The organism is Mesorhizobium sp. L-8-10 (assembly GCF_016756635.1).
Classification (GTDB): Bacteria; Pseudomonadota; Alphaproteobacteria; order Rhizobiales; family Rhizobiaceae.
Genome location: NZ_AP023263.1, coordinates 8,099,081 through 8,112,550, shown reverse-complemented (window position 1 = coordinate 8,112,550; position 13,470 = coordinate 8,099,081). Strand labels below are relative to the sequence as shown.

General features: G+C 64.8%; 7 protein-coding genes and 1 pseudogene. 1 reads left to right on the top strand and 7 read right to left on the bottom strand.

Features of this window, described 5'->3' with window-relative positions; genetic code table 11:
- Positions 1–168: 168 nt before the first annotated feature.
- From JN280_RS37470 to JN280_RS37450, 5 genes are all read right to left on the bottom strand, one after another.
- Complete coding sequence (locus tag JN280_RS37470; RefSeq protein ID WP_202309218.1) at positions 169–1,431, bottom strand: glycosyltransferase family 4 protein; 1,263 nt, start codon at positions 1,429–1,431, stop codon at positions 169–171.
- Positions 1,432–1,443: 12 nt separating this feature from the next.
- Positions 1,444–3,021, bottom strand: a complete 1,578-nt coding sequence (locus tag JN280_RS37465) for a tyrosine-protein kinase domain-containing protein (RefSeq protein WP_202309217.1) — start codon at positions 3,019–3,021, stop codon at positions 1,444–1,446.
- Positions 3,022–3,039: 18 nt separating this feature from the next.
- Complete coding sequence (locus tag JN280_RS37460) at positions 3,040–4,290, bottom strand: polysaccharide biosynthesis/export family protein (protein WP_202309216.1); 1,251 nt, start codon at positions 4,288–4,290, stop codon at positions 3,040–3,042.
- Between the two features lie 126 nt (positions 4,291–4,416).
- Positions 4,417–5,775 (bottom strand): O-antigen ligase family protein, encoded by a 1,359-nt coding sequence (locus JN280_RS37455; RefSeq protein ID WP_202309215.1) that lies wholly within the window; start codon positions 5,773–5,775, stop codon positions 4,417–4,419.
- Between the two features lie 144 nt (positions 5,776–5,919).
- Complete coding sequence (locus JN280_RS37450; protein WP_244742673.1) at positions 5,920–7,494, bottom strand: IS4 family transposase; 1,575 nt, start codon at positions 7,492–7,494, stop codon at positions 5,920–5,922.
- 199 nt (positions 7,495–7,693) lie between these two features.
- Between JN280_RS37450 and JN280_RS37445 the strand changes: the two genes are divergently transcribed.
- Positions 7,694–10,417 (top strand): glycoside hydrolase family 9 protein, encoded by a 2,724-nt coding sequence (locus JN280_RS37445; RefSeq protein WP_202309214.1) that lies wholly within the window; start codon positions 7,694–7,696, stop codon positions 10,415–10,417.
- Between the two features lie 207 nt (positions 10,418–10,624).
- Here the strand turns inward: JN280_RS37445 and JN280_RS39885 are convergent, their stop codons facing one another.
- Both JN280_RS39885 and xylF read right to left on the bottom strand, forming a co-directional pair.
- The gene (locus JN280_RS39885) at positions 10,625–11,422 is read right to left on the bottom strand and encodes an alpha/beta hydrolase (RefSeq protein ID WP_244743703.1); all 798 of its coding nucleotides are present in this window, start codon (positions 11,420–11,422) and stop codon (positions 10,625–10,627) included.
- Positions 11,423–11,665: 243 nt separating this feature from the next.
- A pseudogene (gene xylF / locus JN280_RS39880) lies at positions 11,666–12,697 on the bottom strand (D-xylose ABC transporter substrate-binding protein); the annotation flags it as partial.
- Between the last annotated feature and the right edge of the window lie 773 nt (positions 12,698–13,470).

Below are 13,470 nucleotides of genomic sequence, written 5' to 3'. Positions count from 1 at the left end.
TCCCCCCTTGTGGGGGAGATGTCCGGCAGGACAGAGAGGGGTATCTGGCAGAACCTTATCCGACTGAAACAAAAAGGCTTTCCGCTCTGCCTTCATGGTAGGGGTACTTTCGCGATGCGCATACCGCAGCAGGGTGCCCGACGGGCCGGCGGATCTGGGGAGCGAGGATCAGTCCGCCGCGTCTGTAAGGGCTTCGGCCGTCGCGTTGGTCGCTTTCGCGTCGAGTGCGCCGGCGTCGGTCCGCGCAAACAGCGTCCTCAATTGCCGGCCGAGAGTGCGGCGGTCGTGGCGTTCTTCCACGCGGGCGCGGCCGTGCCTGCCCATTGCCTGAAGTGTCGCGGGGCTGGCTTCGAGGGCGGTGCGCATGGCCGCGACGAGCTGGTCGTGATTGCCGGGTTCCACCAGCCAGCCGCATTCGGCGTCGACGAGCTCGGGAATGCCGGCGACAGTGGTCGAAAGCACCGGACGGCCGAGGGCGAGCGATTCCATGATGACGATCGGCAGCCCTTCGGCGTAGCTCGGCAGGAGCAGGGCACGGCCGGAGGCGATCAGGCGGCGGACCTCCTGGTTGCTCGCCCAGCCGTGCAGCACCACCTCGCGGCCGACGCCGTGCTTTTCGATCTCGGCCTCGATATCGGCCCTGGTATCGCCGTCGCCAACCAGCACCACGCGAAGGCCGGGGAATTCACCCTTGAGCGCGGCGACGGCGGCGGGAATGTGGACCTGGCCCTTGGCCTGGCAGAGGCGCCCGACACAGACGAAGGTGAAATTATCCGCCGCGACATCAGGGGCGACCGCAAAATTGTCGAGTTCGATGCCGCAATGAACGACCTGGATCTTCGCCGCATCGGCCGGTCGCGCAAGGCTCGTGAGCAGCTTGCGGCCATAGGCCGATATGCCGACGACGAAGGCGGATCGGGCGATCTTGTCCTCGAAGCTCAGAAGCTCTGGATCGGCGAATTCGTCGGGACCATGGGCGGTGAAGCTGTAGCTCGGGCCGCCGAGGATCGAGGACAGCATCGCGACCGCAGTCGGGTTGTTGCTGTAATGCGTGTGGACGTGGCGGATGCCCAGTCGCCCGGTTTCCTGGCGCAGGGCCGCCGCCTGGACGAGATAGGCGGCATGTCTGACCACGCCGCCGCGCGCATTGCGCAAGAGCCTCAGCCAGACGGGCAGGGCCCTGGCGAGGCCGATCGGATTGACCGCCAGCTCCTTGAGCGCCGCGAGGAGCAGGCCCTTCTTGTTGTCGTCGAGAAGATAGTGCGTGATGCCTGCCTCGCTGATGTCGGCGGGGTCGACGAGCGGGCCGTCGAACCGGCGCACGGCGAACCGCGTCACCGCGACGCCGAGTTCCTCCAGGGCTTCGATCTCGCCGCGGATGAAGGTGCTGCTCGGAGCCGGATAGGTGTTGAGGAGGTAGGCTATCTTCATTGCCGGGGATGCTCAGCGGTCGTTGCCGGCCGCAGTCGCGAATGCGGACTGGCGGGCGAGGATGGCCGCCTCGGGCGACAGCAGCCTGTTCTTCCTGTCCATGGCCGCCTTGTTGAGGATGGTGCCGATCAGGCGGTCGCGAACCGGAGCGGCAAGCGCGAGTGCGGCGCCGAGCTCGTCGGTCGAGACCTTGCCCCATTCCGCGACCAGCAGGAACGCATCGACATGGGATGCGGCAGCGCGCAGGTCGCCGCTCGCCAGCAATGGCGGCATGTCGAAGACGACGAGATCATAGCCGGTCGCCTGGTGGAGCAGCCGATCCATGGCCGGCGACCATAGAAGCTGGGTGCTGCCCGCCGCATCGCCCGGCTTGCCGAAAGGCAGGAAATGCACGCCCGAGCGCGGGTCTTCCAGCACATGGGCGGCAAGGTTGGCGTCTCCGTCGGCAAGCAAGGTGCCGAGCCCGGTGCGTGACGGCGCTGCCAGGGCGCGGGAGAGGGCAGGGTCGTAGGGCTGCGCGTCGACCAGGAGTACACGCTTGCCGCCGGCTGCGGCCATCAGAGCGAGATTGGCCGCGATCGTCGTCTTGCCTTCGCCTGATAGCGCCGACGTGACTGCCAGCCTGCGCAGGCGCGACGTCGGTGCGTCGATGGCGACGCCGACATTGCGCAGGGCCTGCCAGGTCGGCGAGAAGGGGCGGGCCGCCACCTCGGAGAGGATCGAGCTTGCTGCCGCAAAGTCGAAGCGGCCCGAGCTCGTGGTCGGGGCGCCCGTAGCGCTGCGCGCAGCCGGTTCCAGCAGCGGCACGATGCCGAGGCATTCGGCGCCGGCGGCGGCCAGGGCCTGTTCGGGCGTGCGGATACGGCGATCGAGGAAAGCGAGCACGAGGGATATGAAGGCCCCCGCGACGGCGCCGGCGACAGCGGCTGCGGCGATGATCAGGATGCCGCGCATGTCGCTCTTGTCGATCGGCGGCGTTGCGGCCGATACGATTTGCGCCTTCGGCCCCACTTCGCGCAGGCGATCGCGCAGCCAGCTGCTCGCCGACTGGACGGCGAGTTCGCGGTCGGCATGGAGTTTCGCCATATAGGCCGTGGCGACTTCGTTGGCGACCGTCGCGGCAAGTTGCGGGTCGCGCGCCGTATAGGCGATGGCCACGAGATTGCTCTGGCCGACGCGCTGCACCGACAGGCTGCTGCGGAACCGCTTCAGGGCACGCTCGACATCGCCGCCGGTTGCCTCCGCCAGCTCGACCTTGTCGATCACCGTGCGCGCCACCGGCTCCGATGCGACGATCTGGATCTGTGTTTCCAGGAAGCTCGGCTCGAACTGCGCTTCGGCGAAGAACGTGTCCTGGCCGCTGCTCGCGAGCCTCAAGTCGGTGACGTTGAGGGTGGTGACCGCCGTGTAGTTGGCCGGCCGCAGCATCACATAGGCCACCGCCGCCAGAACGCAGAGCGCGGGCACGATCACGATCGGCAGGGGGCGTCGAAGCAAGGCGCGCAGCATCCAGCGCCAATCATAGGTCTCGCCCGGCGTACGCACGCTCTCCTCGGTCAGGGGATGCTGCAGATGGTTTGCCTCGAGCATCGTCGCTATTCCTTCCGCTCAGCGGGCGGCGCCCGGCGCGCTTTCGGGCAGGGCGCCGGTCGTCATGTCGAGCAGGCGAACGACCTTCACGATGTCGCCCGGCTCGACCTCAGTCGTTTCCGTCGCGTCGATTTCGCTGATCCTGCCTTCCGCGTCGGTCCTCACGATCGTGAAGCGCAACTGCTGCTGATCTTCGGCCGCGGTCGAGTCCGCGAGCAGCGAGGAATAATAGGCGGCGCCGTCGACCAGTCGAAGCAGCGAACGTTTCTGCTCCTCGATGTCGCGCAGCTGGGCGTCGACGCGCTGGATGCCGGCAAGCGCCTCGTTGTGCCGGCGCGCCTCGAGATCCGCCACCGAGCGCTGCAGGCCGCTGAGTTCCTGCATCGCGCGCAGCCTGTCGATCTCGACCGCCTGCTGCTCGCGTTTCACATCCGCGAAGGTCCGTTCGAGCGGAAAGAGCTTGTTGACGGCCAGGTCGCGCTTGGCCAGCGCTCGGACCTGGTCGAGCTCTGTCCGGGTGGCCTCGAGCTTGTCGGCGACATCGGCGCTCTGCTTTTCGAGCGAGGCGACCTCCTTTTCACGTAGCGCGGCGGACTCTTCCAGCGAGGCCTTCTCCGCGAGGTGCCGTTGCAGGGCGGCCTCGAAGATGGCGCGCTGTTCGTCGAGCGCTCGCGCGGTCCTGGCATCCGTGCCGGGCGCGGTCGCCGGGAACTGCGTCGCGTCGTCGAGCTCGGCCTGGAGGCGCACCCTTTCGGCGCTGAGGTCGATGCCGCGGCCGGCCAGCACGGCGAGCTCGCCGCGGCTGGAGATCGACACGCGCTCGATCTCCCATTCCGATCCGCGCTCGTTTCGATAGACGCCGCCCGCGAGGCTCATGGCGTTGAGCACCAGCATGCCGGGCCGGTAGGCGTATTCCCCCGGGCTCGCCACGCTGCCGAGGATGTAGAACGGCCGATAGGCGACGATGTCCACCGAGGTGTCGACCAGCTGCGGCAGGTTGGCCTTCTGCTTCAACCGCTCGGCAATGGCCGAGGCGAGCTGCGCGGTGGTCAGGCCCTTGGCGGGGACTTCGCCGACGACGGGCAACGAAACCTGTCCGCCCGGCCCGACGGCGACCTCGGTGCTGAGCGCCGGCCATTCCGAGACATAGACCTTGACGCGATCCTGGACGCCCAGCGTGTATTCCTCCGCCCCGGCCTGAAGCGACAGGCACATTGCCCCTGCCAGCGCCAGGAGGCCGAAGCAAAACTTCCTCAGGAAACCAGACATCCGATATGCACTCCGCTTACCGGCCGCTTTAGGCGCAAGGCGCTAACATGGGCTGAAGTCCCGCGCCGTAAGCCGCCATTCCGCGGGCCGCCGCACCGCTTTGTCGATTCATGGTTACCATGCCCTTCAGGTCGATCGGCCGAGCGCGCCGACGGCCGGCGCCATGCGCGGCACAGGACGCCGCTCCGACCTGCGTACGGCGCCGATATGCAAGGTCAGCCCGAATACCATGCCCATCGTGGCGAACAACAGATATTGCACCTCGCGGGCGAAGATGATCCATTCATACAACGAATGCAGGCAGGCGATCAGCAAGGCAATACCCATTCCGATCAGAAGGTTCCCTTCGATCGTCCTCCGCTCCCGCCATCCCGTCCACAGTGCGCAGATCAGCGGCACCGCCAGCATGACGCAGAACCCGATCAGCCCGAGATAGCCGGTCTCGGCAGCCGCGAGCCAATAGGCGTTGTGGACGATGTTGTTGCGGTTGCCCTCGCTGGGCGCGACGCCGCCGCGGTCCGAATAACCGAAGTTCCTGGCGATGTGGACATAGTGATTGGAGCCGATCCCGGCGGGATGGTCCGCCAGGATGTAGAGGGCAGCCCTGTTGAACGCCGCGCGCTCGTCATATTGGTTCTCGGTGAGGGGCACCGCTTCGAAGCGTTTTTCGAAGGACGCCACCGCGAGCGGCCCCACGACAGCGAGCGCGACGGCCGCCGAGAGACCGAGCATGACCTTGCGCTGGGTCAGGCCCGCCAGCGCCAGCACCGCATAGGTCAGGCCCATGCCCAATGCGGAGAGGCCGACGGTGGCGCGCGAGGCGGTGAAGACGACGACCACCACCGTGGCCGCGACGGTCAGCACCAGCGGCCGCATGCGGCCATAGCCATAGAGCAGCATGGCGAGATGCGGATAGAGCACGAAATGTGTCGTCATGCCCAGCGTGTTCTGGTGGACGAACAGCCCGCGCGCCTGGGTGAGGTCGAGGCCGAAGCGCTGGTAGAGGACAGCGACGAGCTGCAGGCCCATGCCGATGGCCATGCCGCGCAATATGTCGAGCGCCACAAGCGGCGCTTCGCGGCACGCGCGGGTCACGACGACCATGATCAGGAACATCCGGGCGAACTGCCAGACGCCGAAACTGGCGGCCAGCGGTTCGTCGGCCTGGAAGATGGAGAGTGCGGCGGCCAGCAGATAGACCAGCAGCGGCAGCTTGCACCACCAGGGAACACGTCCGCCCGGAATGGCGAAGAGGGCGGCCAGCGCGAGGATGTCGACGATGGTGACTTCCAGGCTGTAGACGAAGCCGATCCAGCTTCCCGCCAGCGAGACGAGGCCGATGTCGAACAGGGGGAGCGCCGCGGCGAGGAACGGCAGCATGCCGAACGCCATCCAGAACAGACGGGCGAAGCGGGGATTGCTGCGCAACGCCAGACTAAGCGGAAAGACAGCCGCCAGCGCTATGAACAGAGCGACGAATTTCAACCAATTTGTCCCGGGCCGTTACAGCGTGCCGCGTGAAAACGGGTTAAAGCAGTGCACGACAGAATGGTTGAGGAAGTCACGTCGGTTGGCGCATCTGCACCCCCCTCTGTCCTGCCGGACATCTCCCCCTCAAGGCTACGAGATTCACACATCTCGGAGGGTCCAGCCATGCTTGATTGCGTGGAATTTGGTGAGGCCTCTGAGCATGACGATGGGGCCGGGCTTTCCGTAATATCCGGTCCATCCACCGAGCCGTGCGAAGACCCAGGCAGCGAAGGCCAATGTGCCTTTGGGATGGGGGTTTTTCTGCTTCTGGGTCTTTCCCTCAAGGCTGTGGCTGACGCGTTCGAGCACCGGTTGGTCGTCGGGATCGAAGGCGTCGCTGAGCGGCCGCTCGAGCTTGCCGTCGCGCTCGGCAACGAGTTGCATCACCGTGACGGCGGCGATGAGGGTTGCTGTTACGAGCTTTTCCAGCGGCCCGCCCTCCTGCTGGCGAAGCGCCTCGATGTCAAAGCCCTTTGTCTTGGTGGTCCGAAACAGCTGCTCGATGGTCCAGCGCAGACGATAAAAGCCGATGATGCGCCGTGCATCGGCCAGATCGGTGACCTGATGTGTTGTGAGCAGCCGCCAATGCGCCGGCTCCTGGCCGTGCGGCGGATCGATTTCGCGGGCATCGACCATGCTGAGCGTGACGGTCTTCGGCAGCACCCGGGTTCCCGCCTGGGCTTTGCGGTTCCTGGGCCTTGCGATCTCGACACGGCCGAAGCGCACGCCGAGAGTGGCCGTGCGGGCCTTGCGGCCCGGAATGGCCGGCAACGCGACCGTCATCTGCCCGGCTTCGGGCCAGCTCTCTGCGGCGGCAAACAGATGGGTCTCGTCGGCCAGAAGCCGGTCCTGCGCGGCCCGTACCAGCTTCTCGACATGGTCCGGCTTGAAGGCGAAGCACTCGTAAATGTCCCCCTCGCGGTCCTCGACGACCGTCACGCAGGTCGCGCCGGCGTCCCACAGCCGGCGCGCGCTTTCGGCGCCGTCGAGCCAGCGCCGGCTGTCCTTGTCCGCGAAGTCCCGTTTGGTGCGCGTCGCCTTCACACCACCGCGGCGATCCAGAAAGAACGCATCGACAAGGCCCAACACAAAGCCGCTGGTCGCATCCGCGGCAATCAGCGGGTGCACGGACAGGCCGATGCCTTTTTCGTCCACCCGAACAGACGTCGTGTCCTGGATCGCCAGCACATGACGGCCACCAACTTGCAAGCACGTGCGGGCCGAGGCCGTCTCCAGCATCGCGCCGACCGTCACCTTCGGGTTGTGCAGAAAGCGCGTGATCCGCATCTCGCCGGAGCGGCCGCCGCCCAGCGCGCGCACGCTGCTCCCCCAGCCACCCGCCGACACCAGCCGCTCATGCAAAAAAACCCCGCATCTTTCAGGCGAGCGTCTCCGAACTCCCCAAAACCAAGGTCCATCTGCCTCTCCATCAGCCGAATCACAGCAACAGGGAGTCAGACTTTCGCCGACACCGCAACTCGCCCCCCACGATGTGTGAATGTCGTAGCCCTCAAGGGGGGAGATTGGCTGGCCGCCCGGGTTTCGCCAATCATCTACGTCGCCGAACCAGGCGTCGTTATGGATGACGGCTAATCTCCCCCCTTGAGGGGGAGATGTCCGGCAGGACAGAGGGGGGTGCAGATGCGCCGCCCCCAACAGGATGTCCTCAACCACTCTGTCGTGTACCGCGAATGGATTCACACAGCACGCTGTAGGTCTTTGATTTGACGCATATCTTTATCCCGAAACCGGTACCCGCTTTCGGGAGACATGCTTTAACCCCTCCCTTATATCACGGTGGGTATCCACCCTGGTTAACAGGTGGCGCGATCCGGTCATAGGGTTAACGACGCGAAATGCCGAGGGTGCGGGAATGCTCGCAAGAGTGACAGGCTGGCTTCTTCTCCTATTGCTCGCCGTTATCCCGGCGGCAGCCCGTGCCGACGGGGTGAGCGTTCACGACGTCGCCATGGCCGCCCCCGACATCGTGCTGGTCGAGCTGCGCGATGCGCCCTTCGTGAAAGGCCGCATCGTCAGCCTCGACCGGCCGCGAACCGAGGCGCCCGGAAGCTGGGTCCGCCATGGCGACGGCTGGGGCCTCGTCATCGGGCCGAAACGCGATCATCTCAGGCTCTCTGATACCCCGCCCGAGGCCTTCCTCGACCGCGCGGCGATCGACAACGCGGCGTCTTACGCGCCGATCGGCGGGCGCAAGGTGGTCGCTGTCTACCGCAAATCGATGCCTTACGATTCCGGCCTGTTCCGTGGCCCCGGCGGAGACAGCTGGACCGGCGCTACGATGAAGCACCTGGTCTATCTGCAGCTCGATCGCCCCCTCGGCCCAGGCACATATGAGATCGGCGGCCCGCTGCCGGCCGGCACGCGGATCACATTTGACGAACGGTCCATACGAGCCGCCGCCATCCATGCCACGCAGGTCGGGCACCGGCGGTCCGACGTCGCAAGGATCGCCTTCCTGTCGCTCTGGCTGCCGGGCGGACCGGACCAGGGGGCAGTGGATTTTCGCCGTTATGGGATCGACCGCTTCAAGGTCCTCGACGAAGCCGGCGAGGAGGTTTTCGCCGGCGCGGTCAGGCTGCGTGCCGGCCCGTCCGACCCCGAACCCGGCAACGGGCTCCCGCAGGAGCTTCCGGATGTCGCCGACGCCGCTGCCGAGCCGGTTCCGCTCGTCGCCGTCGATGGCAGCTCCTTCACTACCCGTCGTCCTCACGGCCTCGGCCAGGGCCAGCGCATCGCCCTCCAGCGACTGCGCGGAGAGCAGGACGCCACGGCAACCTTCGCGACGGTCGAGCGGCCGAGCGAAACGGGCTTCGACGTCGTCGAGGTCGACGGCGAGCTTCCGGCCGGGATCGCGGCGGGCGCGACGGTCACGCCAGCGCATCGCGCCAACCGCGCCGGCACCTATGTGTTCGAGCTCGACTATTCGGACTGGAAACCGGCGCGTGACGGCATCTACCGGCTGCAGATAGCGGGGCTGGGCGTATCGGATCCGTTTCTGATCTCCGAGGACGTGTGGCTCAAATCGGCGCGTATGTCGATCGGCGGGCTCTACAACCATCGTAGCGGCATCGCGCTCGACGGCCGCTTCGGTTACGAGCGGCCTGCCGCCTTCCGACCCGATGCCGGCATGGAAATCCGCGAAAGCCTGCTGCCGCTCGCCTGGTCCTCGGAGTTCAGTGGCGGCTTCGTGCCCTTCGAGGATGGCGCCAAGCCGGCCTGGCTGACGGAGCGCCGGGCGCCCGCAAACTATTGGGGCGGCTATATGGACGCCGGCGACTGGGACCGCCGCATCCAGCATGTCGAGGTTTCAGCGCTGCTGCTCGAGGTTTTCGAGAGCCTCCCGCCGGAGAAACGCAGCATCGACCTCGGCGTGCCGAAATCCAGCGCGGTGCTCGGCGATGAAGCCTATCGCGACACGGACGGGCTGCCGGATCTGGTCCATGAGGCGATCTGGGTGCTGGATTTCTTCCGGCGCCTGCAGACGAGCGACGGCGCGATCCGTGGCGGCATCGAAAGCGCCGGCCATCCGCTGAAGGGGGAGCCGAGCTATCTCGAACATCAGCAGGTCTTCGCCTACGCGCCTGATCATCTGTCGAGCTACAAATATGCCGCCGCCGCGGCCAAGCTCGCCAGGGTACTGCAGGGGCTTGGAAACGAGCGCCTTGCGGCGCTGTTCAGCGACAGCGCATTGGCTGCATGGCGGGCAGGCGAGCGCGGCTTTGCCGACCCCGACGCCTTCTACGCCGAGGCCGTTGCGGCAGGAAGTGCTGCCGGCGCCTTCGCCGGCGGAGCATGGGAGGAACGCAAGGCGGCGATGCAGGCCGTGGCGACGGAGTATCGCGCGGCAGCGGCCGCCGCGCTGTTCCGCCTGACGGGGGAGGCGGCCTATGGCACGCTCTTCGAAGAGCGTTGGCGCAAGGGCTGGGACCTCTATGCGCACAAGGGCGACGCCGCCTGGGACTATATGAACAGCCCGGGGGCGAATGAAGCGATGGCGGCGGAGATCCGACAGGCATTCCTGCGCGATGCGGCGATCGTGGTCTCCGCGCAGGACCGCTTCACCTATCCCGGCATGAAGCATCCGGCGGCACCGGCCGGCTGGGGGCAGGGCGGGGCGCCCGACTACAACCAGATGCAGCTGCTCATGCGCGCGCACAGGCTGAGCGGAGACGTCGCGATCCTGCGCGTCATGGAGCGCGCTCACCACGCCATGCTGGGCGCCAACCAGCTCGGCCTTTCGCTGATATCAGGCGCGGGCCTTCGACCCATCGGCAATCCCTTGCATGAGGATAGCCTGGCCATGGGCATCGATGCCCCTGATGGCATCACGATCTACGGCTGGGCGCCGCAGGCGAAAACGGCCCATGGCTGGATCTTCGGCCCCTGGTGGTCCCCGCTGCCCGAGGTGGGGACCGCCGAGCATGCCGAGCAACGCCGCATCGCCCCGCCGCGCTTCTCGCTGCCCTATTTCGAGTATCTGGTGGAGCACCCCGCCTTGGTCATGCAGCAGGAATACACCGTCCAGCAGTCGATCGGGACCATGGCCGCGCTTGCGCTTTATGTCGGAGGGCAGTGAGGGCGGAGCGGCCTGGCGGTGAGACCTGACGCTTGGTGGCGCGTGGTGGAGGCAGCTTTGGTGGTTTCTCGCGGTATGTCTCGTAGATCGGAAGAAGCCGGTGAATTGCTGCATCTGCAGCTCTACTGACAGTCGCAAAGCTTGACGGGCGCGGCAATCGCAGGCAGCGTTGGAACCATCGATGTCTCGGACAGAACGGTCTCTAATTCAAGGGAAGCTCCAGTAGCTGCCATTCGAGCCGTCGACCCGCCGGATTGTGGGATTTCGCATCTCTGGCGGGCGTTCGCCTTTCAACAAGAGCGCGGCAATGTCGCTAAGCACAGACCTATCGCTGGCATAATAGCTGTGGTTAATTCCAAACACATAATTGCTGACTGACGAAGCGTCGATTGAATCTATGCCACTCACGATGATCGGCGCACCGTCTCTTATGTCGCCAGCGCGTGAAATATTGGCAGCCATTCTTTTGGACTCATTGAGAGCCTTGTCGTGAGCTGAAGCGTATAAGGTTACTCCATTGGAGAACTCGGTCAGCTTGCTCGCGACAGAGCGAAAGTCGTCTTCATCCATATCCGGCGCGGCAAGGACAATCTGTGAATATGGCTTCTCCTGGGCGTTCCCAACAAGCTCGCGCAACGCTTCAGTCAGTGCTACGCTGCCCATGCTGTGAGCAATGATGCTGACCATTTCCGCTCCTTTGAGTGTCCGGATTTGCGCCAAAAACTCCGCCAGTCGGCCCCGAGACTGGCGTGCGCTGTTCGTGTCGTACATGTAGCCGCGGTGCGAGAGGCTTGCCATCGACGGCCAACTATACATACAAGGTAGGCCATCGAAATTAAGGTCGGTGGCGATCTGCGCAGTCACATACGCTGCATCTCGAAAGCTCACGTTGAATCCATGAATGAAAAGAATGACGTGATTCTTATAATTTCTCGATCGCGATAATATAAGTTCGGATAGATCATAAAATTTGGATTTATCAAATATCTCGACATTCTGTATCATGAAATAGCGACGAGGATCTTCTTCGGAGAGGCCGATACGGATTAGAATTCTTTGCCAGGTGCCTGGCCGCCCGTGATCTCCAAACTCACGCTTCTCGGGAACCGAAACCTTCACAAAGCCCAACACGGTTTCATCGTCACGCTCATGCGAGAATGAGACAGAACCATTGCGTGTGTTGTGCTTTCTGTCGCTTGCAAAGCAAATGTCGAGCGACGGGCGAGTGGTCGAGCCTGCCTGACCCTCAGAGCAGGCTGCGACAGCATTGGCTGCAACCCCATCGCATACCACATCCGTCGTCGCCCAGCCGGCATCGATGACGACGCTGAGGTTGTCGCGTGTGATCGGCACGGGTGCCAGGAACACAGCATTCATCTCGACGCCGCTGGGGCCGCCCGCCCACTTCACCGAGCCCTCCACCGCATCCATGGCAGTGCCATCCGCCAGCTGGCTGGCGATCTTGGCTGCCGTCTTGCCCAACTCGCGCGCGTCCTTCCACACCGTAATGGTCTGGGTGCCGAGGGCGACACGGTTCAGTGCTGCTTGGTCGCCATCTTGGCCCGAGACCGGAACCACGCCGGCGAGGCCCTGCGACTGGAGGGCTGCGACGACACCGCCTGCCGTGCCGTCATTCGAGGCGATCACGGCATCGATCCGGTTGTTGTTGGTGGTCAGGATCTGCTCCATGTTCTTCTGGGCATTGGCCGGCAGCCAGCCGTCGGTATAGGCGTCACCGACATTCCTAATCTTGCCGGCGTCGATCGCCTCCTTTAGAACCTCCATCTGGCCCGAGTACAGCAAGTCGGCATTAGGGTCCGCCGAGGAACCCCTAATGAACGCATAGTTGCCTTCTGGTTGAGCTTCGAGCACAGCGCGGGCCTGCATGCGACCCACTTCCTTGTTGTCGAAAGTCAGATAGAAGGCGTCAGAATTCTCGATTAGGCGATCGTATCCGATAACCGGGATACCTTCAGCAACTGCTTTCTCGACGGCCGGGCGGATGGCGCTCGCATCTTGTGCTAGGATGATCAGCGCGTCGGCGCCTTGGTTGATCAGCGACTCGATGTCAGTGAGCTGCTTGGCAGCCGAGGACTGCGCATCGGCAGATATATAGCTGTTGCCGGCGGCCTCGATCGCGGCCTTCATCGCCGCTTCGTCGGTCTTCCAGCGCTCTTCTTGGAAATTCGACCACGACACGCCGATGATCTTTCCTTCGGCATGAGCAACTGCCGACAGCGCCAGAGAGATTACGGCACCTAACAACAATCTTATGGTCATATTCTTTGCCCCTAGTGTCGGGGTAGTGTACTGGGCCGGTAAACTAAGGCAAGTCGCGGCCGGCATCTGTTTCTGTCATTGCTCAGACAAGGTGTTGTCTGGACGGCCCGGCAGGTCAGTCGATTGTGTGGACGGCTGCAAGATTCGCTTGAATTACGGTGACGGTGAACTCGATTGCCGAGCCGCCGGTTTGCGGAGTCCGAGCGCCGAAGGCGCGCGAATGGGCCTCCCAGTGAGTGCACTGTCAGAGCGCTGGGAGACCGGCAAGGAGTAGGCGGTAAAAGTCCACTGCGATGAAGGAGTAGCGCCTCACATCGGCCCGGAGCCGTGCGTCATTGTCCGTGAGGGCAAGGGCGAAGCGTCGGCAGGGGAGAGCATAGGCCAGCCATCGAGCCGCGAAAGGCACAAATTCAGGCGCGGACGCCGTTGACACAGCGGAAGGCATTATGGGACGGGCGCGCCACGCGAGCTTCCGTCTGGTCCGGCGTGGTCGCAGACCCCTGGCATGTGCAGACGCTCCTTGGGCGGGAACCGGGAGGTCCCACGTTCGGCCGCCGCGTGTTTGTTCCGGCGGCCCGCATCGGGAAAGTGAGGAGCCGTCGCCGATGATGGATGCGGGGAAGTCAGGCCCCGCCAAAGTAGCAGGGAAGCCGACGAACAAGGCGGAGCGATCTGCCACGGAGCCGGTGGAGCCAAGGGCGAGGGCCGAGGGGAATGCGGGTCAGCAAAGCACGCGCCAAGCGCTGCACCAGCCTATCGCCGATCACGGCAAA